The 26,985-nt window shown below is 72.8% G+C and carries 24 protein-coding genes and 1 pseudogene; 8 read left to right on the top strand and 17 right to left on the bottom strand.

Features of this window, described 5'->3' with window-relative positions:
* Window positions 1-23: 23 nt before the first annotated feature.
* The gene (locus CV755_RS03655) at window positions 24-1,652 is read right to left on the bottom strand and encodes an ABC-F family ATP-binding cassette domain-containing protein (RefSeq protein ID WP_109278642.1); all 1,629 of its coding nucleotides are present in this window, start codon (window positions 1,650-1,652) and stop codon (window positions 24-26) included.
* Window positions 1,653-1,960: 308 nt separating this feature from the next.
* A complete protein-coding gene (locus CV755_RS03650) occupies window positions 1,961-2,488 on the bottom strand; it encodes a gamma carbonic anhydrase family protein (protein ID WP_241560952.1) in 528 nt (175 codons plus the stop codon).
* 121 nt (window positions 2,489-2,609) lie between these two features.
* Here CV755_RS03650 and CV755_RS03645 point away from each other — a divergent pair, with 121 nt between their 5' ends.
* Window positions 2,610-3,308 (top strand): acyltransferase, encoded by a 699-nt coding sequence (locus tag CV755_RS03645; RefSeq protein WP_241560951.1) that lies wholly within the window; start codon window positions 2,610-2,612, stop codon window positions 3,306-3,308.
* 10 nt (window positions 3,309-3,318) lie between these two features.
* Here the strand turns inward: CV755_RS03645 and CV755_RS03640 are convergent, their stop codons facing one another.
* Window positions 3,319-4,185, bottom strand: coding sequence for a DMT family transporter (locus tag CV755_RS03640; RefSeq protein WP_109278639.1), 867 nt, complete (start codon window positions 4,183-4,185; stop codon window positions 3,319-3,321).
* A gap of 95 nt (window positions 4,186-4,280) precedes the next feature.
* On the opposite strand from CV755_RS03640, the gene CV755_RS03635 reads away from it, so the two are divergent.
* Window positions 4,281-4,853, top strand: a complete 573-nt coding sequence (locus tag CV755_RS03635; RefSeq protein ID WP_109278638.1) for a helix-turn-helix domain-containing protein — start codon at window positions 4,281-4,283, stop codon at window positions 4,851-4,853.
* 25 nt (window positions 4,854-4,878) lie between these two features.
* Here CV755_RS03635 and CV755_RS03630 read toward each other — a convergent pair.
* Window positions 4,879-5,151, bottom strand: a pseudogene (locus CV755_RS03630) (GNAT family N-acetyltransferase); the annotation flags it as partial.
* Between the two features lie 37 nt (window positions 5,152-5,188).
* Entirely contained in the window at window positions 5,189-5,629 is a 441-nt protein-coding gene (locus CV755_RS03625; protein WP_109278636.1) for a CoA-binding protein, read from the bottom strand.
* 88 nt (window positions 5,630-5,717) lie between these two features.
* Here CV755_RS03625 and CV755_RS03620 point away from each other — a divergent pair, with 88 nt between their 5' ends.
* From CV755_RS03620 to CV755_RS03610, 3 genes are all read left to right on the top strand, one after another.
* On the top strand, window positions 5,718-6,344 hold the full coding sequence (locus CV755_RS03620) for a YigZ family protein (RefSeq protein ID WP_109278635.1): 627 nt from the start codon (window positions 5,718-5,720) through the stop codon (window positions 6,342-6,344).
* Window positions 6,345-6,561: 217 nt separating this feature from the next.
* On the top strand, window positions 6,562-7,719 hold the full coding sequence (locus tag CV755_RS03615) for an exonuclease SbcCD subunit D (protein ID WP_109278634.1): 1,158 nt from the start codon (window positions 6,562-6,564) through the stop codon (window positions 7,717-7,719).
* The gene (locus CV755_RS03610) at window positions 7,716-10,757 is read left to right on the top strand and encodes an AAA family ATPase (protein ID WP_109278633.1); all 3,042 of its coding nucleotides are present in this window, start codon (window positions 7,716-7,718) and stop codon (window positions 10,755-10,757) included. The genes CV755_RS03615 and CV755_RS03610 overlap by 4 nt, the downstream gene beginning before the upstream one ends.
* Here the strand turns inward: CV755_RS03610 and CV755_RS03605 are convergent.
* Window positions 10,702-11,193, bottom strand: a complete 492-nt coding sequence (locus CV755_RS03605) for an Lrp/AsnC family transcriptional regulator (protein ID WP_109278632.1) — start codon at window positions 11,191-11,193, stop codon at window positions 10,702-10,704. The genes CV755_RS03610 and CV755_RS03605 overlap by 56 nt on opposite strands.
* A gap of 94 nt (window positions 11,194-11,287) precedes the next feature.
* On the opposite strand from CV755_RS03605, the gene CV755_RS03600 reads away from it, so the two are divergent.
* A complete protein-coding gene (locus CV755_RS03600; protein ID WP_109278631.1) occupies window positions 11,288-11,767 on the top strand; it encodes a rhodanese-like domain-containing protein in 480 nt (159 codons plus the stop codon).
* Here CV755_RS03600 and CV755_RS03595 read toward each other — a convergent pair.
* The 5 genes from CV755_RS03595 to CV755_RS03575 form a co-directional block, all read right to left on the bottom strand.
* Complete coding sequence (locus CV755_RS03595; RefSeq protein WP_161968580.1) at window positions 11,685-12,689, bottom strand: ATP-grasp domain-containing protein; 1,005 nt, start codon at window positions 12,687-12,689, stop codon at window positions 11,685-11,687. The two genes, CV755_RS03600 and CV755_RS03595, sit on opposite strands and share 83 nt — an antisense overlap.
* Window positions 12,690-12,803: 114 nt before the next feature.
* Window positions 12,804-14,492: a DUF885 domain-containing protein gene (locus CV755_RS03590; RefSeq protein ID WP_109278630.1), complete on the bottom strand. Its 1,689-nt coding sequence runs from the start codon at window positions 14,490-14,492 to the stop codon at window positions 12,804-12,806.
* A 49-nt stretch (window positions 14,493-14,541) separates the two neighbouring features.
* Window positions 14,542-15,894, bottom strand: a complete 1,353-nt coding sequence (locus tag CV755_RS03585) for a GNAT family N-acetyltransferase (RefSeq protein WP_109278629.1) — start codon at window positions 15,892-15,894, stop codon at window positions 14,542-14,544.
* Window positions 15,895-15,994: 100 nt separating this feature from the next.
* Window positions 15,995-17,353, bottom strand: coding sequence for a dihydrolipoyl dehydrogenase family protein (locus CV755_RS03580; RefSeq protein WP_109278628.1), 1,359 nt, complete (start codon window positions 17,351-17,353; stop codon window positions 15,995-15,997).
* 232 nt (window positions 17,354-17,585) lie between these two features.
* Window positions 17,586-18,422, bottom strand: coding sequence for an alpha/beta fold hydrolase (locus CV755_RS03575; protein WP_109278627.1), 837 nt, complete (start codon window positions 18,420-18,422; stop codon window positions 17,586-17,588).
* Window positions 18,423-18,638: 216 nt separating this feature from the next.
* On the opposite strand from CV755_RS03575, the gene CV755_RS03570 reads away from it, so the two are divergent.
* Window positions 18,639-19,520: an RNA polymerase sigma-70 factor gene (locus CV755_RS03570; protein WP_109278721.1), complete on the top strand. Its 882-nt coding sequence runs from the start codon at window positions 18,639-18,641 to the stop codon at window positions 19,518-19,520.
* Between the two features lie 171 nt (window positions 19,521-19,691).
* Window positions 19,692-20,447, top strand: a complete 756-nt coding sequence (locus CV755_RS03565) for a GntR family transcriptional regulator (protein ID WP_109278626.1) — start codon at window positions 19,692-19,694, stop codon at window positions 20,445-20,447.
* Window positions 20,448-20,551: 104 nt separating this feature from the next.
* Here CV755_RS03565 and CV755_RS03560 read toward each other — a convergent pair whose 3' ends face one another.
* The 6 genes from CV755_RS03560 to CV755_RS03535 form a co-directional block, all read right to left on the bottom strand.
* Window positions 20,552-21,709, bottom strand: coding sequence for an ROK family transcriptional regulator (locus CV755_RS03560; RefSeq protein WP_109278625.1), 1,158 nt, complete (start codon window positions 21,707-21,709; stop codon window positions 20,552-20,554).
* Window positions 21,710-21,919: 210 nt separating this feature from the next.
* A complete protein-coding gene (locus tag CV755_RS03555; protein ID WP_109278624.1) occupies window positions 21,920-23,098 on the bottom strand; it encodes a GDSL-type esterase/lipase family protein in 1,179 nt (392 codons plus the stop codon).
* Window positions 23,095-23,706, bottom strand: coding sequence for a TetR/AcrR family transcriptional regulator (locus CV755_RS03550; protein ID WP_109278720.1), 612 nt, complete (start codon window positions 23,704-23,706; stop codon window positions 23,095-23,097). The genes CV755_RS03555 and CV755_RS03550 overlap by 4 nt, the downstream gene beginning before the upstream one ends.
* A gap of 288 nt (window positions 23,707-23,994) precedes the next feature.
* Window positions 23,995-24,540 (bottom strand): G/U mismatch-specific DNA glycosylase, encoded by a 546-nt coding sequence (gene mug, locus CV755_RS03545; protein ID WP_109278623.1) that lies wholly within the window; start codon window positions 24,538-24,540, stop codon window positions 23,995-23,997.
* Window positions 24,537-25,970 carry an adenylosuccinate lyase gene (purB, locus tag CV755_RS03540; RefSeq protein ID WP_109278622.1) on the bottom strand — a complete coding sequence of 478 codons (1,434 nt, stop codon included), beginning with the start codon at window positions 25,968-25,970 and terminating at the stop codon, window positions 24,537-24,539. Before purB ends, mug begins: the two co-directional genes overlap by 4 nt.
* A 125-nt stretch (window positions 25,971-26,095) precedes the next feature.
* Window positions 26,096-26,929, bottom strand: coding sequence for an SGNH/GDSL hydrolase family protein (locus CV755_RS03535; protein ID WP_109278621.1), 834 nt, complete (start codon window positions 26,927-26,929; stop codon window positions 26,096-26,098).
* Window positions 26,930-26,985: the final 56 nt, after the last annotated feature.

Genomic DNA, 26,985 nt, shown 5'->3' with positions numbered 1-26,985 from the left:
CGCGTTCCACCGGGCGTCCACCGCTACCGCGTGGTCACCTCCTCCGCGCTGGATTCCCGGAGCACCCCGTCCATCAGCAGCCAGCGGGTGATCCCGATGGACCGCAGAAAGGGCAGGTCATGGCTGGCCACCAGCAGGGCGCCCCGGTAGGACGCCAGCGCGCTGGTCAGCCGGTGGACGCTGGCCAGGTCCAGGTTGTTGGTGGGCTCGTCCAGCATCAGCAGCTGCGGGGCGGGCTCGGCGAGCATCAGGGCGGCCAGGGTGGCCCGGAAACGCTCGCCGCCGGAGAGGGTCGCGGTGCGCTGACCGGCCCGTGCGCCCCGGAACAGGAAGCGGGCCAGCCGGGCCCGGATCTCGTTGTCGGTGCTGCCGGGCGCGAAGGCCGCCACATTCTCGGCGATGGTCAGCTCCTCGTCCAGGACGTCCAGCCGCTGGGGCAGAAACCGCAGCGGGACATGGGCGTCCACCGTCCCGGAGAGCGCGGGCAGTTCACCGGCGATGGTGCGCAGCAGCGTGGTCTTGCCCGAGCCATTGCGGCCGACCAGGGCGATCCGCTCGGGCCCGCGCAGTTCCCATTCGCCCCGCACCTCGGCCCCATAACTCAGCCGCAGCTCGCGCAGGGTGAGCACCGAGCGGCCCGGGGGCACCTCGGTGTGCGGCAGATCGACCCGGATCTTGTCGTCCTCACGGACCGCCTCCACCGCCTCGTCCAGCCGTTCCCTGGCCTCGGCCAGTTTCTCCTCGTGCATGATGCGGTGCTTGCCCGCCGAGACCTGGGCCTGCCGTTTGCGCTCACCCATGACCACCTTGGGCTCGCGTTTGCTGTCCCACATCTTCTGGCCGTACCGCTTGCGGCGGGCCAACTTGACCTGGGCCTCGGCCAGTTCGCGCTTCTGCTTGCGCAGATCGGCCTCGGCGACGCGGACCAGGCGTTCGGCCGTCTCCTGTTCGGCGGCCAGCGCCTCCCGGTAGGCGGAGAAGCCGCCGCCGTACCAGGTGACCTCGCCGGCGCGCAGATCGGCGATCTGGTCCACCCGCTCCAGGAGTTCGGGGTCATGGCTGACCACCACCATCACCCCGGACCATGCCTCGACGGCCGAGTAGAGGCGCCTACGGGCATGCAGATCCAGGTTGTTGGTGGGTTCGTCCAGCAGCAGGATGTCCGGCCGGCGCAGCAGCAGCGCGGCCAGCCGCAGCAGGACCGTCTCACCGCCGGACAGCTCGCCCGTGGTGCGGTCCAGTCCGATATGGCCCAGACCGAGCTGGTCCAGGGCGGCCAGGGCGCGTTCCTCGACATCCCAGTCCTCACCGATGGCCGTGAAGTGTTCCTCGCTCGCGTCGCCCGCCTCGATGGCGTGCAGCGCGGCGCGGGCGCCGGCGATACCCAGGGCCTGGTCCACCCGGAGGGTGGTGTCCAGGGTGGCGTTCTGCGGCAGCCAGCCGATCTCGCCGGAGACCCGGAAGTTTCCGCCGGTCGGGGTGAGCCGGCCGGTTATCAGCCGCACCAGGGTTGATTTTCCTGACCCGTTGACGCCCACCAGCCCGGACCGGCCGGGGCCGAAGGAGAGTTGGAGGCCGTCGAAGACGTTGGTGCCGTCCGGCCAGGCATAGGAAAGGGAGTTGCAGGTGATGAAGGAAGGGGAAATGGACATGCGGGCCTCATGGAGTTGCTGAGCAGGGGCTGTGGGCAACGTGGTGGGACACCGCGGGGCGACCATGGCCAAGGGGCCGGTGAGCCGGTGGGAAAGGGGCTGCGGAAACAGCAAAGCCCCGTACCGGCGGGAGGACGGCTGAAGCGTCGAGGTCGCACACAAGAACGCGGGCAGTGTCGAATACTGCACGGCGCGGTGTCTCAAGACCTCAGACGAGCAACGTCCTTCTCCGATCGACGGCAACAGGGGCGCTGTACAGCGTATGAGGGGGGTGGGGGGCTGTCAACCCGGTAATCCGGAACGGGGGTTCAGCCCAGCGCCTCGCGATGGGCCCGCGCCAGCCGGACATAGGCCGCGGCATTGGCCTTGATGTGCTCGCGCTCCTCGGTGGTCAGTTCCCGGCGGACCTTGGCCGGTACCCCCGCCACCAGTGAGCCGGGTGGCACCTGCATGCCCTGGGGGACCAGGGCCTGGGCCGCGATCAGCGAACCGGCCCCGATCCGGGCCCCGTTGAGCACCGTGGCCCCCATGCCTACCAGTACCTCGTCCTCGACCGTGCACCCGTGCAGCACCGCGTTGTGGCCCACCGTCACCCGCTCACCGACGGTCACCGGGAAGCCGGGGTCCACATGGACGGTGCAGTTGTCCTGGATATTGCTGTCCGCGCCGATGACGATCGGTCCGCCGTCGGCCCTCAGCACCGCCTGATACCAGACACTGGCCCCCGCCGCCAGGGTCACCTCGCCCAGCACCACCGAGGTCGGTGCGGTGAATGCCCCGGGGTCCAGGCGCGGTTGGCCACCGCCCACACCCGCGGTCAACGCCTTGCCGTCCACTGTGCTCTCCTCCCTCTCCCGGGCACCGTAAGGGACCGGAGGGCCGGCCCGCCGCCCCATGGGTCGAAGATCACAGGGGACCGGCCGGGACCCGCCGACGGGGGCTGAGTACGGTGAGCGCGTGCCGAAGAATCGAAACACGTTCTCGTCCCACGCCGCTTCGGCGCTGCTGGCCTGGCGCCGCCGGACCGTCTCGCGCGCCGTCCACCGGGGCTGGCGCTGGGTACGGGAGGCCGGTGCGGTGACCGCCGAGCGGCCGGGGCCGTACCGGTTCCGCCGTATCGGCGCCGGTACCCGGCTGGCCTTCCCGGTGGGCACCGTCTTCGGCGAGCCCTGGATCGAACTGGGCGAGTGCTGCATCATCGGCGAACAGGTCACCCTGACCGCGGGCCTGATGCCGGGGGCCGACCTGGGGCCGGAGACGGTGCTGCGGCTGGGCAATGGCGTGGTGCTGGGCCGGGGCAGCCATGTGATCGCCTCCCTGGAACCGGTGACCTTCGGCGACGATGTCTTCTGCGGCCCCTATGTCTATGTGACCAGCGACAACCACTCCTATGACGACCCCGGCCAGCCCATCGGCCGGCAGTGGCCGCGCAGTGCCCCGGTGACCATAGGCTCCGGCAGCTGGCTGGGCGCCGGATCGGTGATCCTTCCCGGCGCCCGGCTGGGCCGCAATGTGGTGGTCGCGGCCGGGGCGGTGGTACGCGGCGAGGTCCCCGACCACGCGGTCGTGGCCGGGGTCCCGGCCAAGGTGGTACGGCGCTGGGACGCGGCCGAGGGCTGGGTACCGCCGCTGCGCGCCCCCTCGGCCTCCGGCTGACCCCGGCCGGTCAGCCGGTGGCCAGCAGCACCGAGCCGACCAGGGCGAGCCCGGCGCCGGATGCCTGGACCAGGCGCAGCCGCTCACTGAGCAGTCCGCGTGCGGCCAGCGCCGTGACCACCGGATAGAGCGAGGCCAGCACGGCGGCGACGGTCACCGGTCCGCTGTTGGCGGCCAGGTTGTAGGTGCCATTGGCGGCCACATCCGCCAGCCCCACAAAGGCCAGCGCGGGCAGCGCGGCACGGATGTCGGACCAGCCGCCCCCGGGCAGCGCGGGGCTGCCGCGCCGGACGGAGGCGTACAGCGCGGTGCCGCCCACCAGCACATTGCACAGCCGCTGCACCAGCAGGGCCAGGAACAGCCCGGGGAGGGAGTGCGAGGCCTCCGCGATCAGGGCCATCACGGTGCCGAAGCCGAAGGCCGCGACCAGGGTGAGGGTCAGGGCTTCGCGCTGGACGGGCGCGCCGCTCATCCCCGGTCCGCTGGCCAGCACCACTCCGGCCACCGCCACCGCGATCCCGGCGACCTGGAGCAGGCCCGGCCGCTCGCCCCATGCCAGGCCCAGCCCCACCGGGACCGCCACCCCGCCCAGGGCGCCCACCGGCGCCACCACTCCCATCGGCCCCAGGGCCAGGGCCCGGTAGAAGCAGAGCATGGCGGCCGGGCCCACCACACCGGCCGCCGCGGCGAACCACAGTTGCGGCCCGGCCTCGGTCCAGGCGCCGGTGGTCACGACGATGGTGCCCAGCGCCGCCACCGCCAGCAGCTGGGAGACCAGCACCACGGTCAGGGCGGGCATGCGCCGGGTGAGCAGTCCGCCGCCGAAGTCGGCCAGCCCCCACAACAGGCTGGTGGTCAGGGCGTAGAGCGGTGTCATGCGGTGAACCTCGCAGTACAGTGTGGTGAATGCTGGAGCGCACCACACTGTAGTGCAATGAGCTCGACCACCTCATTGAATATATTGGACTTAAAGTGACCGATCTTGATCAGCTCACCCAGTCGCTTGCCCGCAATCTCAAGCATTGGCGGAGCGAGCGGCACTTCACCCTGGATGCCCTTGCGGCGCGGTCCGGGGTCAGCCGGGGCATGATCATCCAGATTGAGCAGGCCCGCACCAATCCCAGCGTGGGCACCACCGTAAAGCTCGCCGACGCCCTGGGCGTCAGCATCACCACCCTGCTGGACTATGAGCAGGGAGCCAGGGTGCGGGTGGTGCCCCAGGAGCAGGCGGTGCGCATGTGGTCCACCGAGGCGGGCAGCCATACCTCGCTGCTGGTCGGCGCCGACTCCCAGGGGCCGCTGGAGCTATGGGACTGGCGGATCGAGCCGGGGGACCAGAGCGCCTCCGACCCCCACCCCTCCGGCACCATGGAGCTGATCCGGGTCACCGAGGGCGAACTGACCCTGGTGGTGGACGGGGAGAGCCACCGGGTGCCCGCCGGCTCGGCGGCGAGCTTCGAGGCGAACGTCCCGCATGTCTACCGCAATGAGGGTGACCGGACGGTACGGATGACCATGGCGGTGTCGGTGCCCCCGGCCCGCTGAAACCCTTGACGGCGGCACCGGCGGCTCACCGGGAGACGTCCAGCGACAGCGCCAGCGAGTGCTCGGCGAACCCCAGGGCCCGGTAGAGCCCCTCCGCCTCCTCGGTCGCATGGAGATCGACCCGGGTGACGCCCTGGGCGGCGAACCACTCCAGCAGGGCCTCGGTGGTGGCACGGGCGTAGCCCCGGCCCCGATAGCGGGTGTCCGTACAGACGTTGAAGACAAAGCCGAACCGGCCGGTGGGATGGCCGGGCGCCGGGAGCCGTTGCTCCAGGCGCCCCACCGCACAGGCCGCCATCCGGCCGGGCCGGACGTGTGGTGATCATGGGCAGACGTTAACGCCCCCCGCCCGCCGGGCGCGGGGCCCCCGGGCTCAGCCGGGGTATCTCGATTGCCGGGCACCGGTCCATCACCATCAACAGCCCAGCCGCCCGCACCCGTTCATAGGCGTCCTCGTCGATTACGCCCAGCTGGAACCAGACCGCCTTGGCGCCGATGGACACCGCCTGGCCGGCGACCGCCCCCGCCAGCTCCGAGCGGACAAAGACGTCCACCACATCGACGGGGAAGGGCACCTCGGCCAGTGAGGCATAACCCCGCTCGCCATGCACCGTCTCCGCCCTGGGGTGGACCGGCACGATCCGCTTGCCGTACCGCTGGAGGGTGCGGGCGACTCCGAAGGCGGGGCGGCGCTCATTGGCCGACAGGCCCACCACCGCCCAGGTGTCCCCGGCCTCCTCGATGATCTTCCGGATGATCCCCGGTTCCGCGTACATGCCCGCTCAACGGCCGCGCCCGCCGGACCATTCCCCAGCCCGCCCCTACTCACTCAAAGGGCTGGCGCCGAGCAATTAGGCTTGCGGAATGCAGGACGAATACCGCACGGTCGCGCGCCAGGGCGTGCATGAGATCGAGATCAACAAGTCGCGCTTCATCTGCGCGCTGGCGCCCGCCGCGACCGAGGAGGAGGCCCAGTCCTTCATCGCCCGCGTCCGCAAAGAACACCCCACCGCCCGGCACCACTGCTTCGCCTATGTCCTGGGCGCCGACGGCTCCGTACAGAAGGCCAGTGACGACGGTGAGCCGGGCGGCACCGCTGGGGTGCCCATGCTGCAGATGCTGTTGCGCCGGGAGATGCGCTATGTGGTCGCCGTGGTCACCCGCTACTTCGGCGGGATCAAACTCGGCGCGGGCGGGCTGATCCGCGCCTATGGCGGGGCGGTCGGCGAGGCGCTGGACGCGCTGGGCACGGTGACCCGCCGCCGCTACCGGCTGGGCACGGTCGTCATCGACCACCAGCGGGCCGGAAAGCTGGAGAACGAACTGCGGGCGGCCGGCCGCACGGTGCGCGAGGTCACCTATGGGGACCGGGTGCGCATGGAGATCGGGCTGCCCGATGCGGAGGTTGACGCCTTCCGGGCATGGCTGGCCGATGTCACCGCCGGGACCGCGGAGTTCGAGCGGGGCGGGGAGGCATACGGGGAGGTCTAGCGCGGCGGCTCTCGCGCGTCAGGCTCCGGGCCGTCCCCGGCCGGTGCGGTGGAGCCGCATACCGACCGGACAGCCGGGACTCCCAGCAGATGTGACGCGCATCACCTCATCAGGAGCCGGTGTGACGGCCGTTGCCCGTGATGGATAGCGTGCTGTGCGCAATGGGCGTGCATATCGAGCGGCGAGAGGCGGAGAACATGCGGGACGGTGCCCTCCGGTGAGACTGCTGCACACCTCCGACTGGCATCTGGGCCGGTCCTTCCACCGGGTCAGCCTGCTTCAGGCCCAGCGCGCCTTCCTCGACCACCTGGTGCGCACCGTGCGCGAGCAGCGCGTCGATGCCGTGCTGGTCGCCGGGGACATCTACGACCGCGCCGTACCCCCGCTGTCCGCCGTGGAGCTCTTCGACCAGACCCTGCACCGGCTGGCCGGGCTCGGCGTCCCCACCGTGATGATCTCCGGCAACCATGACTCCGCCCGCCGGATGGGTGTGGGTGCGGGCCTGATCGACCGGGCCGGGATACATCTGCGCACCGACCCCGCCGGCTGCGCGGTGCCGGTGCTGCTCTCCGACGCCCATGGCGAGGTGGCCTGCTATGGCCTTCCCTACCTCGAACCCGCCCTGGTGAAGGACCAGTTGGGCGCCGAGGGCACCGGCCATGCCGCGGTGCTGGCCGCCGCCATGGACCGGGTACGGGCCGACCTGGCCCAACGGCCCCCCGGCACCCGGGCGGTGGTCCTGGCCCATGCCTTTGTCACCGGCGGCACCCCCAGCGACAGCGAACGCGACATCACGGTCGGCGGCGTGGCCTCCGTACCCCCGGAGACTTTCGAGGGCGTGCACTACACCGCGCTGGGGCATCTGCACGGCTGCCAGACGGTCAACGAGCGGGTGCGCTACTCCGGTTCGCCGCTCGCCTACTCCTTCTCCGAGGCCGGGCACCGCAAGACCATGTGGCTGGTCGATCTGGCCGCCGACGGCTCGGTCGATGCCGAACGGATCGACTGCCCGGTGCCCCGCCCGCTCGCCCGGCTGCGCGGCCGCCTGGCGGACCTGCTGGCCGACCCGGACCTCGACCGGCACACCGGCTCCTGGATCGAGGCCACCCTCACCGACCCGGTCCGCCCCCAGGAACCCATGGCCCGGCTGCTGCGCCGCTTTCCGCATGTACTGAGCCTGGTCTTCGAGCCTGAGCGGGCCCCCGAGGACCCCCGCGACTCCTACGCCGGACGGCTGCGCGGCCGTACCGACCAGCAGATCACCGAGGACTTTGTGGCCCATGTGCGCGCGGGCCGGGGCCCGGACCAGGAGGAACGGGCCGTGCTGGCCGCCGCCCTGGACCAGGTCCGGCTCGGCGAGGAGGCGGACCGGTGAGGCTGCACCGCCTGGAGATCACCGCCTTCGGCCCCTTCGGCGGCACCCAGCGCATCGACTTCGACCAGCTCTCCGCCGCCGGCCTGTTCCTGCTGCACGGGCCCACCGGCGCGGGCAAGACCTCGGTGCTGGACGCCGTCTGCTACGCCCTCTACGGCGACGTGCCCGGTGCCCGCCAGGGCAGCGGCCTGGCCCTGCGCAGCGACCACGCCGCCCCGGACACCCGCACCCGGATCGTCCTGGAACTCACCCTGGCCGGGCGGCGGTTGGAGATCACCCGGTATCCCGAGCAGCTGCGGCCCAAGCGGCGCGGCGGCGGATTCACCAGGGACCGGGCCCACAGCGAGCTGCGCGAGCGCGCCGCCGACGGCGAGTGGCGCGGACTCAGCCGCTCCCACCAGGAGATCGGCGAGGAGATCCGGCAGCTGCTGGGCATGAGCCGGGAGCAGTTCTGCCAGGTGGTGCTGCTGCCCCAGGGCGACTTCGCCCGCTTCCTCAGGGCCGCCGACACCGTGCGCGGCGAACTGCTGGGCAAGCTCTTCGGCACCGGCCGGTTCGCCGCGGTGGAGGCCCGGCTGGCCGAGCTGCGCCGCACCGGCGAGGCCCGGGTGCGCACCGGCGACGAGCGGCTGCTGGCGCTGGGCCACCGGATGCGGCAGGCCGCCGCCGACCCGGCGCTGCCCGAGACCGGGGTGCCGGACCCCGCCACCGCCGACGAGGAGCGGCAGCCACTCGCCCCCGGTGACCCCGGGCTGGCCGAGGCCGTGCTGGAGTGGGCGGCCCTGGCCCGCAGCGGCGCCCGGGAACGCCGGGACATCGCCGGCGGCGCGGTCCGGGCCGCCGAGCAACGCTGCGCGGCCGCCCGGCGGCTCGCCGAGGAGGCCGGGGAACTGGCCCGGCTGCAACACCGGCACCAGGCGGCCCGTCGCCGGGCCCAGGCGCTGCGCGAACAGCGCGGGGAACGGGAAGAAACGGCCCGGCTGCTGGAGCGGGCCCGGGCCGCCGGCTCGGTGGCCCCGGCACTGGAACTGCACCGGGAGGCCGACCGGGCACAGCGCGCGGCGGCCGAGGCGGAGCAGCGGCTGCGCGCGGCGCTGCCCGCGGAGCACCGGGAGGCCGGGGACGGCCAACTGGACTCCCTGGAACGGGCGTTGCGCGAGGAGCTGGGCTCGCTCTCGGCGGCCCGCCGGGCCGAGGAGCGGGTGCGGACGCTCACCGCCGAACTCGCCGCACTGGACCGCGAGGCGGAGGCCGACGAGGACGCCCTCACCGAGCACACCGAGTGGCTGCGCGGCTGGGAGGAGGAACGCCGCACCCTCCGGCGCCGGGTGGAGCGGGCGCAGGAGGCCGCCACGCTGGCCGAGCGGCTGGCCGCCCAGGCCGGGACGGCCGCTGCCCAGCTGTCCGCCGCCCGGCGGCGCGACACCCTCACCGCCCGCGCCGACGCGGCCGCGGCCCAGGCGCTACGGGCCCGGGAGGACGCCGCGGCCGCCCGTGAGCACTGGCTGGACCTCAAGGACCGCCGGCTGCGCGATATCGCCGCCGAACTGGCCGCCGGGCTGCGGCCGGGCGAGCCCTGCGCGGTGTGCGGCGGCACCGAACACCCCGACCCGGCCCGCCCCCACGACGGCCGGGCGGACCGGGCGGCCGAGGAAGCCGCGCTGGCCGCCTATGAACGGGCCGAGGAGCTCCGCGCGGCGGCCGAGGCACGGCTGACCCCGGTCCGTGAGGAACTGGCCGCCGCCACCGCCGGTGCGGGCACCGCCCCGGTGGCCGAACTCACCGCACTGGCGGCCGAGTTGGAGCAGTCGCTGGAAGGGGCCCGGCAGGCCGCCGCCGGACTGCACCCGGCCCGCGAGGCACTGGACGCCGCCGAGCGGGAGTACGAGCGCAGGCGCCAGGCCGAGCAGGCGGCCCGGCTGCGCATTGCCGCCCGCACCTCACGGCGGGAGAACCTGGAGGGCGAACGCTCCGCCCTGGAGTCCGAGGTGGCCCGGGCGCGCGGTGGAGCCGCCTCGGTGGCGGACCGCGCCCGGCTGCTGGAGCGGCAGGCGGAACTGCTGGGCCGGGCAGCGGAGGCGGTACGCACCGCACAGGCCGCGGCCGACCGGCTGAAGACCGCCGACGCCAGGCTCGCCGAGGCGGCCTACCGGGCCGGCTTCGACACCCCGGAGCAGGCCGCCGGGGCGCTGCTGGGCGATGAACGGCAGCGCCTGCTGCGGCAGCGGCTGGACGCGTGGAGCGGTGAAGAGGCCGCGGTCGCCGCCGAGTTGGCGGATCCCGCGGTGGCCGGGGCGGCCGAGCTCCCCGCCGCCGAGCCGGAAGCCGCCCGCCGGGCGGCGGACGCGGCGGACCGCGCCCTGCGGGCGGCCGCCGCCCGGGAGGCCGAGGCCGTCAACCGCTGCGCCGAACTGGACCGGCTCTCCGCCGAGGCCCTCGCCGACGCCCGCCGGCTGGCCCCGCTGCGCGAGGAACACCACCGGGTGGCCGCGCTGGCCGCGCTGGCCGCCGGGACCTCGGCGCAGAACGAGCGGAAGATGCGGCTGGAGTCCTATGTGCTGGCCGCCCGGCTGGAGCAGGTGGCCGCCGCGGCCGGGGCCCGGCTGCAGCGGATGTCCTCCGGCCGTTACACCCTGGTGCACTCCGACGCCCGCAGCGGCGGGCGCGGCCGTTCCGGACTGGGCCTGCATGTGATCGACGCCTGGACCGGCCGGGAGCGGGACACCGCCACCCTCTCCGGCGGCGAGACCTTCTTCGCCTCGCTCGCCCTGGCCCTGGGTCTGGCCGATGTGGTCACCGACGAGGCGGGCGGCATGCGGCTGGACACCCTCTTCATCGACGAGGGCTTCGGCAGCCTGGACGAGGAGACCCTGGACGAGGTGCTGGACGTGCTGGACTCGCTGCGGGAACGGGACCGGGCGGTGGGTATCGTCAGCCATGTGGCCGATCTGCGCCGCCGTATCCCGGCCCGGCTCCAGGTGGTCAAGGACCGCTCGGGCTCGGCCGTGCGGCAGCGGATGGCGGGCACGGACGGCTGAGCGGTCGGCGGGGCAGCGGCGAGGAGTACACCACACTGGTGGTGACCGAGCCCAGCGCCCCGAACCGGCCGGCCACCTCCTCCAGATGACGCATCGAATGGGCGGCGACCTTGATGACAAAACAGTCGTCGCCGGTCACATGGTGCGCCTCCAGCGCCTCCGGCGTCTGTGCCAGCAGGTCATGGAAGGGCTTGTAGTGGCCATGGGGGTAGCGCAGCCGGACAAAGGCCAGCACCGGCATGCCCAGCTTCTCCGGATCGACCACCGCGGAGTATCCGCTGATGACCCCTGCCTCCTCCAGCCTGCGGACCCGCTCGGTCACCGCACTCGCGGACATGTTCACCAGCCGGGCCAACTCGGCATAGCCCGCACGGCCATTGCTCTGCAGGGCATCGAGTATGCGCCAGTCGGTGGCGTCAGGGGAATGAGCGGTCATGAACGATGTCTAGCAGGGGATTCCCCGGCCCCACAAGGCATTTACCGGGGATTCCGCATTCCTCGGTGGCCGCATGGCCCATAGGTTTTCAGCCATGAACACCACCACCCGCACCGTGCCCTCCGGCGTCCTCGCCGTGGCCCCCGCCGAACCCGCCGAAGCGGCCGCCTACTTCGCCGCCCGGCTGGCCTTCCACACCGATGTCTCCGATGTGCACGCCGCGCTGGCCACCGGCCGGCCGGGCTTCACACTGCTCGACTCGCGCTCCACCCAGGGCTGGGACCAGGGCCATGTGCCGGGCGCGGTACACCTGCCCACCGCCCTGATCCCCGACCGCGCCCGGGAGTTGCTGGATCCGGCGGTGCCGGTGGTCGTCCACTGCTGGGGCCCCGGCTGCGACGGGGCGACCAGAGCGGCCCTGGCCCTGGCCCGGCTGGGCTACCGGGTCAAGGAAATGCTGGGCGGCATCGAATACTGGATCCGCGAGGGCTTCACCGTTGACACCCGGGAGGGCGAGCGCCGCCTGCCACCGGACACCCTGACGGCCCCGGCAGCCGACGCCTGCGGCTGCTGACGAGCCGGGCCGGGGCCAACTCCCCAGGTCGGCAGGCCGTTACGGGCTTCACCCGGCCCCGGCCAGCGCCCCCAGCAGCACCCCCGGGTCCGCCCCCCCGTGGCAGATCGCTGACCTGCCCGTCGCCGACCTCCACCACCCGCCAGGCGCCATCCTCCCGCAGCGCCAGATCCGTGGTCACAAAACGGCACCCCAGGGCGGCCACGGCAGTGCGCACCGCGGCCAAGGACGGCTGCGGCGGCAGCAGTCCGGGGGAATCGGGGTGTGCGGTGGTGAGGGCGGGCACACCGTCCACCCACCACACCCGGGCCTCCCCACAGGGCCGGAAGCGCTCAAAGGCGCGGAGCACCACCCCACCCGCCAGGAACTCCTCCTGCAACTCCACAAATCTGCCCACCACCGCCGACAGCCGGGCCGTATCGGACAGCGAGGGGACATAACAGGCCGTATCCCAGTCGCTTTTTCGGGACTTCACAAAGTCCTTGACGATTCCCGGCCCATCGCCCAGTGAGGCCGCCGCAGCGGCCAGCGGCCCGGCGGCCGGTGCCGCGCCCGGCTCGGCTGGCAGCCAGACGCTGCGCGGAGTGAGGGAGGCGAAGGTGCCGTACCAGCCGGGCAGTTCATGGGCCCGGCGGTATGACTCCGGTGAGGTCAGCAGGGACACTCCGCGTGCTGCCAGCGCCCCGGCCAGTTGGGCATAGCGCTCGGCCGGGATCATCCAGCCCCGGTACCACGCCGCACCCGCGTCCGGCGGCACCGCCGAGACCGCCTCTGCCGCCCGGCCGCCGAGCAGCGTGTCATGGTCCAGCAGGGCCACCCGCAGCCCCGCCGCACGCGCGGCCCGCGCCTCCTCGCCGAAGTGCCCGTCGGTACGGCGGGGGTTGAGCGGATCGCGGCAGAAGATGACCAAGGGAGTGTCCATGCGGATGACCCTATGCGGCCCAGGGGCGCGGCCGGTCGCCGTCCTGGCGGGGAGAGCCCCGGGGGCCTGCGCCCCCGGACCTGCCCGGGTCAACCGACCCCAACCCGGACACTCTCAGAGCGCCGAGAGCTCCTCCACCAGGTCGTCCAGGCCCAGCGAACCCTGGGACAGCGCAGCCATATGCCAGGCCTTGAGGTCAAAGGCGTCGCCATGGGCCTTGCGGGCTGCCTCGCGGCCGGTCAGCCAGGCGCGTTCGCCCAGCTTGTAGCCGATCGCCTGGCCGGGCATGCCCAGATAGCGGACCAGCTCGCTCTCCACGAAGTCGGGCTGACGGCTGCTGTGTTGTCCGAAGAACTCCTGGGCCAGCTCGGGGGTCCAGCGCTCGCCGGGGTGGAAGGGCGAGTCCTTGGGGATCTCCAGCTCCAGGTGCATACCGATATCGACGATCACCCGCACCGAACGCATCATCTGGGCGTCCAGATATCCCAGCCGCCGCTCCGGGTCGGAGAGGAAGCCCAGTTCGTCCATCAGCCGTTCCGCATACAGCGCCCAGCCCTCGGCGTTGGCGCTGACCATGCCCACCGTGGCCTGGTAGCGGGAGAGCCGGTCGGCGACATGGGTCCACTGGGCCAGCTGGAGATGGTGGCCGGGCACCCCCTCGTGATACCAGGTGGACACCAGGTCGTACACGGGGAAGCGGGTCTGCCCGCCCACGATGGGCAGCCAGGTGCGGCCGGGCCGGGAGAAGTCCTCGGAGGGCGCGGTGTAGTAGGGGGCGGCGGCGCTGCCGGGCGGGGCGATCCGCGACTCCACCCGCTTGAGCCGCTCGGCCAGATCGAAGTGGGTGCCGTCCAGGGCCTCGATGGCCTCGTCCATCAGCGCCTGCAGCCAGGCCCGTACCTCCTCGACGCCCTCGATATGCCGGCCATGGGCATCGAGATGGGCCAGCGCCTCCCAGGGTGTGGCGGCCCCCGGCAGGACCCGCTCCGCCTCCTTGCGCATCTCGCCCAGGATGCGGTGGAACTCCGCCCAGCCATAGGCATAGGCCTCTTCCAGATCCAGGTCGGTGCCATTCCAGTAGCGGGACCAGCGGGCGTACCGCTCCCGGCCCACGGTCTCCGGGGCGCCGGCCACCGCCGGGGCGTAGACCTCCGCCAGCCAGTCGCGCAGCTCGGCCAGCGCACCGGTGGCGGCGGCCGCGGCCTGGTCCAGCTCGGTGCGGAGCTCCTGGGGGCCCTCGGCGGTGAACTCGGCGAACCAGCCGCCATCGGTGCCGATCCACTCCGCCAACTGCTCAAGGACCGTGGCCACCTGGCGGGGCCCGCCGGGCAGGCCGCGCTCCAGGCCCAGGGCCAGCGAGGACCGCCAGCCCGCCAGGGCGGCCGGCACCGCCCGCAGCCGGGCGGCGACCGCCGACCAGTCCTCGGCGGTGGCGGTGGGGGTGATGGTGAAGACCTCACGCACCGCGTGCAGCGGCGAATGCATATTGCTGATCGCCCTCAGCGGCTCACCCGCCTCGTACACCGCCAGCTCCGCGGTCAGCCGCTCGCGCAGCAGCCGGGCGCAGCGCCGCTCGATGCCGCTGTCCGCGCCCGCTCTGCCCTCGGCTTCGGCCAGCTTCCGCAGTGTGTCGCGGGCCAGCTCGGCCAGCGCCGCCGAGCCCTCGGGGGAGAAGTCCGGCAGATGCGGCGAACTGGCCGCCACACCCAGATAGGTGCCGGTGATGGGGTCGAGTTCGATGAGCGCATCGACATAGGCGTCGGCGACCTGGCGGGGCAGTGGTGCGCTGTTGGTGTTCGGCATGCGCTCATCCTTCTATGCCGAAGGCCCTTCCGTCATCGGGGTCCGGCCCCTAGATCTCCCGGGCGTGCGCCCCCGAGGTGAGCCGGGAAGCGGTGAGCCGGGCGGTGACCACCAGGGTGCCCTCCTCCACCTGGTAGTCCAGCGGCAGCCCCAGCGCCCGCATGGCCGCCACCATGCCGGTGTTGGAGGCCTGGGTGACCGCGTAGACGCTCTCACAGCCCGCCTCCCGGGCCATGCCCACCAGCCGGGCCAGCAACTCGCCGCCCACCCCGCGCCGCTGCCAGGCGTCCTCCACCAGCAGGGCCACCTCGGTCTCCTCGCCGTCCCACAGCAGATGGCCCAGCCCCACCAGCCGCCCGGAGGCCGTATAGGCGGCCAGTGTGCGGCCGAAGCGCGGGCTGAGCAGATGCCGCAGATAGCGGTCGGCGGCCCCGGCGTCCCGGACCGGACCGTGATAGCGCAGCGCCAGGGTGGCCCGGGAGCAGCGCTGGTGCATCCGGAGCGCCGCCTCCAGATCACCGGTGTCCGCGCGCCGGACGGTGATCTCGTTGCCCTCCGGCAGAGTGAGCACATCGCTGCGCCTGGGCATCCGGGGCCCCAGCCGGGCGTCCAGCTCCACCAGCGCCCGGGCCCGGGCGAACTCGGCCGGGGTGAAGGGCAGATGGGGCCGCTCAATGGTGATGGAGCCGCCGGAGGAGTCGCGCAGCCGCAGTACGGTGTCCTCCCACAGACCCTCGGCCGGTACCTCCGGTCGCGGGCCGGGCACCGAGCGGATGGTGCAGCGGCCCAGCAACTGCCGGAGTGCCAGCGGGAGTTCGGCGGCGTCCAGGGCGGCCCGGGTGGCCAGGGACAGGGCGCGGGTGGGAGCGTCCACCAGGTCATGGGCGTCGGCCCGCTCCAGCCAGGTCTCGCTGCCGCCGCCCTCGGCGGCGGCCCGGGTCAGTTCGGCGGGGCCCAGCCCGGCCGGGGCGCGCAGCAGCAGTTCGTCCACGGTGCCCTCGGCGAGCGGATGGGTCTGCAGGGCGAGGATGTCCACATGCCGGCCGGCCAGCGCCAGGCAGAGCGCGGCCAGGCTGCCCGGTTCGTCCCGCACCGTGGTGCGCATCCGCCACAGCGCGGTGGCGGCCGGGCCGGTGTCCCCGGCGGCCGGCGGCCGGGGCGGGGCGGCGGGCCCGGGGCGGTGGCGCCGGGCCCACCAGATGTGGAAGGCGGTGGTGGCCAGCAGGGCCGCCGCCGAACCGGTCAGCAGCAGCGGGCCGTCGGGACCGTGGCCCACCGCGTTGGCCACGGAGTCGGCGGTGGCCACGGCGGTGAACAGGGCAGCCAGTTCGGTCAGGTCGCGGCGCCAGTGGTGCGGGCGCCGGGAGCTCTTCGCCGGGGTCCGGTCCGTCTCGTCGGTCATGGGTCCACCCTGACCAAGCGGTGTTGCGTGATCACGAACGTTCTGTGTCCGATGGGTAAAGGCCGCTTTTGCCCGCTTCCCATCACCGGACCGGCCCGGCTCACCCCAGGTCGCGCAGGGCGTCCTCCACGCCCCGGTGGAAGGTGGGATAGGCGAAGATCATATGGCGCAGGGTTTCCACCGGTACCTCCGCCTGGACCGCCACCGCCAGTCCGTAGAGCACCTCACCGCCCGCCGGGCCCATGGCGGTCGCCCCCAGCAGCACTCCCCGGTCCTCGTCCGCCACCAGCTTGTACAGGCCCTCGTTGCCGGTCTTGTGGATCCAGCCGCGTGCCGAGGAGGGCAGCCGGGACATGCCGGTACGTACCCGCAGACCCTTGTCCCGGGCCTGCCGTTCGGTCAGGCCCACCGCGCCCACCTCCGGGTCGGTGAAGGTCACCCGGGGCAGCGCCCGGTAGTCGGCGGGCGGGCCCGGCTCGCCCAGCACCGCCCGGCAGACGATCTCCGCCTCGTACATGGCGACATGGGTGAACGCCCCGTGCCCGGTCACATCACCCACCGCCCACAGCCCCGGGGCGGCCAGCAGATGGCCATCGGTGGACAGGGTGTGCGCGCCCGGGTCCAACCCCACCGTCTCCAGGCCGAGTTCGGCCAGGTCGGCGCGGCGTCCGGTGGCCACCAGCAGCTGCTGGGCGGTCAGCTCCTCGCCGCTCTCCAGCGCCAGGCCGAACTCCTCGCCGTCGTGCCGGGCCTGGACTGCCCTGGCGCCGGTACGCAGGGTGATTCCCTCGCCCTCCAGCACCTCGGCCAGCAGGGCGCCGGCCTCCGGCTCATCGGCCGGAAGCAGTCCGTCCATCGCCTCCACCACGGTGACCGCGGTGCCGAACCGGGCGTAGAGCTGGGCGAGTTCCAGCCCGACCGCGCCGCCGCCGAGCACCAGCAGGGAGCGCGGCGGCTCCTTGGCGGCGATGGCGTCCCGGTTGGTCCAGTAAGGGACCTCGGCCAGGCCCGGCACCGGAGGGATCTGCGGACGGCTGCCGGTGGCGATCACCACCCCGTGCCGGGCCTCGAAGCTCTGCTCGCCGACGGTCACCCGGCCCGGCCCGTCCAGCCGGCCCCGGCCGCGTACCAGCCGGCCGCCCTTGTCGGTGAACCGGTCCGCGGCGACCCGGTCGTTCCAGTCGTCGGTGGCCTCGTCCCGGATCCGGGCGGCCACCGGCGACCAGTCGGCGCGGACCTCGGCGGTGCCCGCCATGCCGGGCACCCGCCGGGCCTCGGCCAGCAGGTTCCCGGCCCGGATCATCATCTTGGTGGGCACACAGGCCCAGTACGGGCACTCGCCGCCGACCAGTTCGGCCTCCACACCGACCACATTGAGCCCGGCCTCGGCCAGCCGGCCCGCCACCTGCTCACCGCCGGGGCCCATACCGATGACGACGACATCCACCTGCTCGGTCATGACAGCGCACCTCCGACTTTCGAGGACTTCGTCTTTCGAGGACTTCGTCTGGGGAGAACCTCCTCCTTCGAGGGCCCCGTCCGTCGGGGCCGCATCTTTTGAGGACGTCCGGAAGCCACCACCCTGCCAGGACGGGCCGGGTGCCGACGGCAGGACGCGCGACCGCGGTGACGGCGTGGGGCCCGGCCGGCGGCTCCGGCGCCTCAGTGCGAGGTGCGGGGGTGGCGGCCGGTCAGCGGGAGGTATCCAGGATGACCCGGGCCACCAGCGCCGGATCGTCGTTCATCGGGACATGCCCGCAGCCGGGCAGCCGGACCAGCCGGGCGCCCGGGATCACGCGTTTGGCGCGGACTCCCTGGCGGCGCAGCAGCACCCGGTCTCTGCTGCCCCAGGCGATGGTCACCGGCACCTCGCTGACGTCATGCATAAAGAGCACCGACCGGCCGGCGCCCAGTACCGACTCGAAGCCGGTGGCCTCCCGCATCGCCCGGGTCTCGGCGATCACCGCCTCGGATGAACGGCGCCCGGGCCGGGCGTAGATGGCGCCGGAGAGCGCCGCCCGGCCCGCGGAGGAGCGGGCGATCCGGTCCACGGCCCGGGGCGGCAGGGTAAGGGCGCCCACCCGCAGGCCCCGCAGCACCGTAAAGGCATAACGGCGTTCGGCCTCGGTCCAGAACCCGGCGGGGGACAGCGCGGTGACCGACCGCACCAGCTTCTCGTGCCCCAACTGCAGGGCCAGCAGCCCGCCGAGGGAATTGCCCACCACATGCGGACGGTCCAGTCCCAGGGCATCGAACAGGGAACACAGCACCGTGGCGGTGCCCGGCAGGTCGTAGGGCGAGCCCTCGGGCAGGGCGGGGGAGCGGCCGAAACCGGGCAGATCAATGGCGATCACCTCGCGTTCGGCGGCCAGGATGTCCACCACCGGGTCCCAGGCATGGAGGTGGTGGCCTATGCCGTGCAGCAGCACCAAGGGCTCGCCGGAGCCCCGCCGCTGGCAGTACACCTCGGCGGTGCGCGGCCCGAAGCGGGTGTCGATGGGGAAGGAAACATTCTGCGCCTGGGCCATGGGAACTCCCGGTCGTCCGCGTACGGTTGGTGCGGGTTTCCAGCCAGGATGTCAGCAACGGTTACCGCTGGGTAGACCGATTTGCGGACGCTCCCCGGTCACCGGTTCACCTGGACCGGCGGCGGTTCGCCCGGACCGCCGGCCGCCCGGCGGAGCCGGCCCACCGCTCCCCGGCTCACCTGGACAAACGGTCCGCCGGTCGGCTGGGATGGACCGGTGACGAGCGGAAACGACCTTCTGGACGCCTTCGAGGAACAGCGCTCCACCCTGACCGGGGTGGCCTACCGGATGCTGGGCCGGGCCGCCGACGCGGAGGACGTGGTCCAGGAGGCGTGGCTGCGCTGGTCCGGCGCCGACCGGGCGGAGGTCCGCGACGCCCGCGGCTATCTGGTGCGTATCACCACCCGCCTGGCCATCGACCGGCTGCGCCAGTCGCAGGCGCGGCGGGAGTCCTATGTCGGGCCCTGGCTGCCGGAACCGGTGCTCACCGGCTTCGGGCCGGAGGCGCCCGACAGCGAGCAGCGGGCCGTGCTGGCCGACACGGTCTCGGTGGCGGTGCTGGTGGTCCTGGAGTCGCTCTCCCCGCTGGAGCGCGCGGTGTTTGTGCTCCGGGAGGCATTCGGCTTTCCCTACCAGGAGATCGCCGTCACCCTGGGCCGCTCGGAGGCGGCCGTACGGCAGCTCGCCGGGCGGGCCCGGCGTCATGTGGAGGAGCGCAGAAGGCGGTTCGACGTGGACCCGGCGCAACGCCGCGCCCTCACCGAGCGGTTTCTGGCCGCGGCCACCGGCGGCAGCCTGGCGGAAATGCTGGAACTGCTGGCTCCGGATGTGCGGTTGACCAGCGACGGCGGCGGCAGGATCAGGGCGGCGCTGCGGCCGGTGGAGAGCGCGGACAAGGTGGCCCGCTTTGTGCTGGGGGTCGCCGGGGGTGTGACGGGGGCCGAGGTCCGTCTGATCGAGGCCAACGCGGGGCCCGCGCTGCTGGTGCTGATGGACGGGCGGGTGGACTCGGTGGTCAGCCTGGAGATCCGCGAGGGCCGGGTGGCCGAAATCTATGTGGTGCGCAATCCGGACAAGTTGGGCAATGTGCTGCCGTAACTGGATGAAAATCTCCTGGTTTTGGGCCGGTGTGCCGGTCCCGTTCTCACAACACCACTGCTGGGTGCCCGCATTGGTCTTGACCAAGTGGGCACACCGTCCTATGGTCACAGGCATACTGCAACAACCTTTAATAAAGAAGCACGCGAAAAGCCTTTGCGGAGGGTGAGGGTGGGGACCACGCAGCTGGAAACGGCGCCGGAACCGAAGTACTGGCACCTGAAGACCGTGCTCAGTGACGCGCTCGACTCCGAGTTCGCGGTCGGTGAGATCCTGCCCAACGAGCGTGAGCTGGCGGCCCGTTTCGGCGTGGCCCGGGCCACCCTCCGTCAGGCCCTGGAGCAACTGGAGCTGGAGGGCCGCCTCCAGCGGCGGCGTGGCGTCGGCACCACCGTGGCGCCGCCCCGGATGGGGGTGGCCGTCGGCGATTCCGCGCATGGACGGCCCGGTACGGCGGCCGATGGCTGGCAGCCGGTGGATGCGGACGAGGCGGTTCCGCCGACGGCCGTGGCCCGGCTGCTGGGCACTGCCGCGGGGGAGACCGTGCAGGTGGTGCGGCGCATCCGCAAGACTCATGGGCAGCCGGTGGCCGCCGAGTTGCTCTATGTCCCGGTGGAGAGCGTGCCCGGGCTCAGCGTGCCGGAGGGGCTGCCGGGCGCGGCCCGGGCCCGGCTGGTGCTGCGGGAGCTGGAGGACCTCCGGCCGGACGGCCAGGACCAGGCGGTGGAACTGGGGTCGGCCCGGGCGGACGACGCCAAGCAGCTGGACCGGCTTCCGGGGGCGCCGGTGCTGGTGGTCACCACGCGGTACTTCGCGGGTGGGCGCACCGCCGCGGTGGCGGTGGCCACCTACCGGGCCGATACCTGCCGGCTGACCTTCGGTGACAACGGGGCGGCGGAGGCGGTGCCGGCGGTGCTGGCGGGCTGAGTCGGAGCGCCCCGTAAGGGGCGCGGGGAACTGCGCGAGCAACCACCCATGGTCCGCACGCGACTTGCGACCGGAGTGCTGGGCCGCTCGCTGCCGGGCAGCGCCTACCGGCGGGCGGTCGGGGTGCTCTCCACGGCGAACAGTTCCTCTTCCAGGTGGTCCAGGGCCAGCCGCAGAGCGCCGGTGGCCACCGCCGAGTCGCCCAGGAGCGACTGCACCACCCGCGGTGGCCGCAGGCAGTAACGGGCCAGCTCGGTGCGCAGGGGATCCAGCAGTCCCCGCAGGCCGGCCGCCCAGCCGCCGACCACCACAAGTTCCGGGTCCAGCGCCAGCACCAGGGCCGCCACATCGTGCACCAGCCGCCGCAGATAGCGCCGGACCGCGGCCTCCGCCTGCTCGTCGCCCGCTCCGGCCCGGGTGAACACCCGGGCCACCTGGGCCTCGTCCAGGGGGTGCAGCGGTTCGCCGGTGGTGGACAGCACCTCTTCCGGGGTGGCCTCCCGGCCCAGCAGATGCAGGGCGCCGATCTCGCCCGCCGCGCCCCCGAAGCCGCGGTGCAGCCGGCCGCCGATCAGGGAACCGGCCCCCGGGCTCAGTCCGGCCAGCACAAACACCACATCGTCCGAGCCGGTGGCCGCGCCCTTCCAATGCTCGGCCACCGCGGCCGCGTTGGCGTCGTTCTCCACCAGCACCGGGCAGTGGAAGGCCGAGCGCAGCCGCTCACCCAGCGGCAGTCCGGTCCAGCCCGGCAGCGCGGTGCCCAGCCGTACGGTCCCGTCCGCCTCCACGATGCCAGGGGTGGCCACGCCCACCGCGCGCAGCGAACCGCACGCCACCCCGGTCCGCTCCAGCAGGGCGGTGACGGCCCCGTCCACCCGCGCCAGCCGCTGCTCGGCGGGGGCGGACTCGGAGACCTCGGCCGACTCGGCGCCCAGAATCCGGCCGCTGAGGTCGGCCAGCAGCACCGCCACACGGTGCGGGCCGATCTCGATGCCCAGCAGATGGCCGGCCTCCACCCGGAAGCGGAACCTCCGCGCGGGGCGGCCCTGGCGCCGGGCGGCGCCCTCGTCGGCGGAGGCCTCGGTCACCAGACCGGTGGCGATCAGGCCCTCCACCACGCCCTCGACCGTGGGACGGGACAGGCCGGTCGCCTTGACCAGCTCGCTGAGCGTGGGCGATGCCGCGGCCCGCAGTGCGTGCAGCACCACGGCCGAATTTATTCGCCGCAGCAGGGACGGGTCCCCGCCGGTGAGCCGCCCCAAGATCGCCGCCTCCTCCGCTTTGCGCCTGCTTTGCCTACCGGATGGTAGTGGGTGGGGATGAAGGTGGGGAGGGGGGTACCTGCGGTTGCTCGCCTGCCGGGCGGCTGTCGGCGCCGGCTGCGGTCCGCTTCGTATGAGCCGGTGGCCCGTGCTGCGCACGTCTCGGAACTGGAAAAGCCGCTCTCCCCGCCGGGCGCGGGGTGATCCGGGTCAGCCGGTCGTGATGGCGAAGGGCCCATGGTCCGCGAAGACCAGCCTGGCGAAGTTCTCGCCGATGCGGCGGTGTCCTTCGGGGCTGGGGTGGACCGCGTCCGGCAGCGGGAACTCGTCGTGGTCGCTCTCGCCGTAGAGGTCGAGTCCGTCGAGGTAGTGGAGGTTGTGATCTTCGACGGACCGCTGCTTGACGATGTCGGCCAGGACCTCACGGACGATCGTGAGCGTCAGCCGCCCGGCGGCGGTCTCGGCCGGATCACCGGTGGCCCTGAACTTCAGGGTTCCACTGGACAGGTCCGGCATAAGAGGTCCGGGGGTGTTCTCATGGGTCGGACACAGGAGGGGGGAGATCAGGAGCAAGGGGGTTGTGGGGTGGCCCTCGCGGATGGTGTCGAGGAAGCCGTGGATGGCGGGGACGAAGGCGCGCAGGCGCATGGCGTCGCTGTTGACGACGTTGATGCCGAGCTTGAGGCTGATCAGATCCGCGGGGGTGTCGCGCATCGCGCGGGCGGTGAACGGGTCCACCAGTGCGCTGCCGCCGAATCCGAGATTGATCAGCTCCACATCGCCTGCGGAGGCGGCCAGCGCGGGCCAGATGGCGCTGGGGAAGACGGCGTTGGAGCCATGGCTGATGGAGCTGCCATGGTGCAGCCACACCCGGCGCCCTCGGTCCGGGGCGGGCTCGACGGGGGCATCGGTGCGCAGGGCGATGACCTCGGTGATCTCCGTGTGCGGGAGCCAGATCTCGATGTCCTTCTCCCCGGCGGGGAGGTCGGTGAAGTGGGCGGTGCCGGCGGGGCCCGGGGTGAATTCCGCAGTCTGGGTCCGCATATCGGTGATGGTGCGCAGATTCCCGCCGTCCACGGTGGCCTGGGCGGTGAGGCGGCCATCGACCAGGAGGTCGTAGATGCCGTCCGGCGGGGGCGGGAAGCCCCGGTAGGCGCGCTTGGTGGGCAGGGTGTCCAGGCGGATGGTGGTGGCGCTGGTACGGAAGGCCAGCCGGACCCCGGAGGGCTGGGCCTCGGCCACGGCCAGCAGGTCGTCGGGGATCTGGCGGCGCGCCCGGGCAGGCAGCCGGTGCGGCAGCAGGCCATGGGCCGTCTCTTCCACGTCGAGGTGCCCGCGCAGGAAGCCGGCGGTGAGGGGGGTGGTGATCAGGTTCTGTTCGGTGCTCATTGCCTGTGGCCTTTTGATCCTGGGGTGGGGCTGCCGGTCAGGGGCGTGGACCGGCACCGCAAGGCGGTGTCGAGGCAGTCCAGGGTCCAGGCCCAGGACTGCTGAGCGGCGACGTCCGTGTGGTCGAAAGCGCCGGCCGCCTCCAGGGCGGCATAGCCGTGGAAGACGCTGCCCAGCATGCGGACCGCGTGCGTCTGGTCCGGCTCGGCCAGGTCGTAGCCGCGCAGGATCGCCCGTGTCATCTGTGCATGCCGGACTCCGGCACTGGCCGCGGCGGTCTGCGGGTCGAGCCGGTACCGCGCTGCCTCGTACCGGCCGGGGTACGCCCGGGCGTAGTCCCGGTAGGCGTTGGCGAAGGCCGTCAGGGCGTCCTTGCCCGCGCGCCCGGCCACGGCGTCGGCGACCCGGTCGGCGAGTTCCTCCAGTGCGAACAGCGCGATCCGGGTCTTGAGCTCGTGGGAGTTCTTCACATGCGCGTACAGGCTCGCCGGCTTCACGCCGAAACGCCGGGCGAGCGCGGAGAGAGTCACCTGGTCGAAACCGGCCTCATCGGCGAGTTCCGCGCCGGCGAGCGTCAGGCGCTCAGGGCTCAGTCCTGCCCGAACCACAGCCATCACCTACCTTCAGTGTGCCTATGGTCAGTATGGGTCTGCCTACAACCTATAGGCAAACGCTGTACTCGTTAAGGTTGGGTGGCTTTGTCGAAGGGGGTGAACGAGTGCCGCCCTTGCCCAGGCAGCGTGGAGCGTGGGCCTTGAGCTGGTGGGCCGGCGTGAGCGCGAGCGCCACCGCGAGCCGGGATGTACGACCCAGCGGGCCGGGCCGTCCGCTGCTCGCGGTCTTCGCGGCCAGGGCAAGCGCAAAGGTCAGGCTCCCGCGCGGTGGAGCCGCACGGCCTACTCGCCGCTCCGGTCCGCGGCCTCGCGGAGCCGGGCGAACTCCTCCGCCATGGTCTCCAGGGTCCAATGGGCGTTCAGACCCGAGGGATTGGGGAGTACCCATATCCGGGTATCGCCGATCGTCCGCTGCTGGGGGCCGATTCTGGCCTTGCGGTCCTCGAAGGCGACCCGGTACGCGGTGATCCCCACCACCGCCAGCCAGCGCGGGCGCAGCAGCCGCACTTTCTCGGTGAGGATGCGCCCGCCCTCGCGGAACTCCACCTCGCTCAGCTCGTCGGCGCGCGCCGAGGCCCGGGCGACCACATTGGTGATGCCCAGGCCGTGGTCGAGCAACTCCCGTTCCTCGGACGGCAGTAGCCGCCGGGGAGTGAAACCGGAAGCGTGCAGTACGGGCCAGAAGCGGTTGCCCGGCCGGGCGAAGTGGTGGCCGGTGGCGGCGGACATCAGCCCCGGGTTGATGCCGCAGAAGAGCACCCGGAGGCCGTCCGCGACCACATCCGGAACCAACCGGTCGCGGGCGGCCTCGAGTTCCTCCGGGGTCAGAGGATCGCCCCCGGGGTGTAACCGGCCGCCTCCGGGTGGCGCTTGGCGATCTCCTCGATCCGGGCCACCACCGAGGCCACCTGGCCGGCGGCGGCGCCGGTGAAGGAGAGCTTGTCGGCCATCAGCGCGTCCAGCGCCGCCCGGTCCAGCGGAATACGCTCGTCCGCGGCCAGCTTCTCCAGCAACTCATTGCGCTCCGCGCCCTGTTCGCGCATGGCCAGCGCGGCGGCCACCGCGTGCTCCTTGATGACCTCGTGGGCGACCTCGCGGCCCACCCCGGCCCGTACCGCGCCCATCAGCACCTTGGTGGTGGCCAGGAAGGGCAGATAGCGGTCCAGTTCACGGGTGACCACGGCCGGGAAGGCACCGAACTCGTCGAGCACCGTCAGGAAGGTCTCCAGCAGGCCGTCCAGCGCGAAGAACGCGTCCGGCAGTGCCACCCGGCGCACCACCGAGCAGGAGACATCCCCCTCGTTCCACTGGTCACCGGCCAGCTCGCCGGTCATCGAGGCATAGCCGCGCAGGATCACCATCAGGCCGTTGACGCGCTCGCAGGAGCGGGTGTTCATCTTGTGCGGCATGGCCGAGGAGCCGACCTGGCCGGGCTTGAAGCCCTCGGTCACCAGCTCGTGCCCGGCCATCAGCCGGATGGTCTTGGCCAGCGAGGACGGCGCGGCGGCCAGCTGCACCAGTGCGGTGACCACCTCGTAGTCCAGCGAACGCGGGTAGACCTGGCCCACCGAGGTGAAGGCCCGGCCGAAGCCCAGGTGCTGGGCGATGCGCTGCTCCAGCTCCGCCAGCTTCTCCGCGTCGCCGCCCAGCAGGTCCAGCATGTCCTGGGCGGTGCCCACCGGGCCCTTGATGCCGCGCAGCGGGTATCGGGCGATCAGCTCCTCCAACCGCCCGAAGGCGACCAGGAGTTCATCGGCGGCGGTGGCAAAGCGCTTGCCCAGCGTGGTGGCCTGGGCGGCCACATTGTGCGAGCGGCCCGCCATGACCAGCTCGCCATGGTCGGCGGCCAGCCGGGCCAGCCGGGCCAGCACCGCCACCGTACGATCGCGCACCAGCTCCAGGGAGAGCCGGATCTGCAGCTGCTCCACATTCTCGGTCAGGTCCCGGGAGGTCATCCCCTTGTGCACCTGCTCATGCCCGGCAAGCGCGTTGAACTCCTCGATGCGCGCCTTCACATCGTGCCGGGTGACCTTCTCGCGCTCGGCGATGGAGGCCAGGTCCACCTGGTCCAGCACCCGCTCGTAGTCGGCGAGCGCCGCCTCGGGCACCTCGATCCCCAGATCCTTCTGGGCGCGCAGCACGGCGAGCCACAGCCGCCGCTCCAGCGTCACCTTGTACTCGGGGGACCACAGGACGGCGAGCTCGGGGGAGGCGTAGCGGCCGGCCAGGACGTTGGGGATGCGGGGCTTTGCAGTCACGTGGCGAAAGTCTACTGGCGGATTCTGCGGCCCGGCTCCCCGCCCCGGTTTGTGGGTTGCTACGAGGCGCTCCACGGAGAACGGGCCGCCGGGGAGCGGGCAGGCGCCGGACTCCGGCACCCGGCCTATGCCGCCCGCTGCCAGGTGGCGACCGGCCCGATCCCCGGGCCCGGGGCGGGGGAGACCCAGAACGCCGACCCCAGCCCGGCGTCGAAGTGCGCCCCGGAGCGTCCGTCCCCGGAGGAGCGGCCGGTCAGCCGGCGACCGATCCAGGGCACCAGATGCTCACGGGCGAACCGCAGGTCGGCGGCGCGCCGCCGGGCCCAGCCGGCCGGGACCGACGGCGGCAGCGGAACCTGCCAGTCCGACTCCGCCTGGTGCCCCAGCGCCTGCCAGACCGCCTCCGCCACCCGCCGGTGCCCCTCCGCGTTGAGGTGCAGCCGGTCCTCGGCCCACAGCCGGGGGTCGCCCAGTGCCTCGGACGCGAACAGGTCCACCACCAGCGCGTCATGGCGGTCGGCCAGCTCGTCGATAAAGCCGAACAGGTGCTCCATCCGGGGCCGGAAGCGCTCCAGCACCGGACCGCGCCGGCCCGGGCTGCGCATCAGCACCAGCCGGCGGCAGCTGGGTGCCAGCAGGGTGACGGCCTGTTCCAGCCGGGCGCACACCAGGTCCACATCGCACTTGGGCCGCAGTATGTCATTGAGCCCGCCCACCAGGGTCACCACATCGGCGCCCAGCGCGGCGGCGGCCGGGGTCTGCTCCTCGACGATCTGGCCGATCAGCTTGCCGCGCACCGCAAGATTGGCGTACCGGAAGCCGGGCTGGCGGGCCGCCAGCCGCATGGCCAGCAGATCCGCCCAGCCCCGGTAGGAGCCGTCCGGCAGCTCGTCAGACATCCCCTCGGTGAAGGAGTCCCCGACCGCGACAAAACTGGTGTACGTAGCATTGATCCCCATGACGCGGGGATCCTACGCCCGTCGGCCGCGGTCCCGCTCAGAGACCGCTCAGGGAC

It is taken from the genome of Streptomyces orinoci, from assembly GCF_003121295.1.
GTDB lineage: Bacteria > Actinomycetota > Actinomycetes > Streptomycetales > Streptomycetaceae > Streptomyces > Streptomyces orinoci.
This window is presented reverse-complemented; position numbering and strand designations above follow the sequence as displayed.

Excerpts from the sequence above, each read along its gene's own strand:
- CV755_RS03655 (WP_109278642.1), bottom strand. The coding sequence starts at position 1,652 with ATGTCCATTTCCCCTTCCTTCATCACCTGCAACTCCCTTTCCTATGCC.
- CV755_RS03640 (WP_109278639.1), bottom strand. The coding sequence starts at position 4,185 with ATGACACCGCTCTACGCCCTGACCACCAGCCTGTTGTGGGGGCTGGCC.
- CV755_RS03625 (WP_109278636.1), bottom strand. The coding sequence starts at position 5,629 with ATGTACGCGGAACCGGGGATCATCCGGAAGATCATCGAGGAGGCCGGG.
- CV755_RS03620 (WP_109278635.1), top strand. The coding sequence starts at position 5,718 with ATGCAGGACGAATACCGCACGGTCGCGCGCCAGGGCGTGCATGAGATC.
- CV755_RS03605 (WP_109278632.1), bottom strand. The coding sequence starts at position 11,193 with ATGACCGCTCATTCCCCTGACGCCACCGACTGGCGCATACTCGATGCC.
- CV755_RS03600 (WP_109278631.1), top strand. The coding sequence starts at position 11,288 with ATGAACACCACCACCCGCACCGTGCCCTCCGGCGTCCTCGCCGTGGCC.
- CV755_RS03595 (WP_161968580.1), bottom strand. The coding sequence starts at position 12,689 with ATGGACACTCCCTTGGTCATCTTCTGCCGCGATCCGCTCAACCCCCGC.
- CV755_RS03590 (WP_109278630.1), bottom strand. The coding sequence starts at position 14,492 with ATGCCGAACACCAACAGCGCACCACTGCCCCGCCAGGTCGCCGACGCC.
- CV755_RS03585 (WP_109278629.1), bottom strand. The coding sequence starts at position 15,894 with ATGACCGACGAGACGGACCGGACCCCGGCGAAGAGCTCCCGGCGCCCG.
- CV755_RS03580 (WP_109278628.1), bottom strand. The coding sequence starts at position 17,353 with ATGACCGAGCAGGTGGATGTCGTCGTCATCGGTATGGGCCCCGGCGGT.
- CV755_RS03575 (WP_109278627.1), bottom strand. The coding sequence starts at position 18,422 with ATGGCCCAGGCGCAGAATGTTTCCTTCCCCATCGACACCCGCTTCGGG.
- CV755_RS03555 (WP_109278624.1), bottom strand. The coding sequence starts at position 23,098 with ATGAGCACCGAACAGAACCTGATCACCACCCCCCTCACCGCCGGCTTC.
- CV755_RS03535 (WP_109278621.1), bottom strand. The coding sequence starts at position 26,929 with ATGGGGATCAATGCTACGTACACCAGTTTTGTCGCGGTCGGGGACTCC.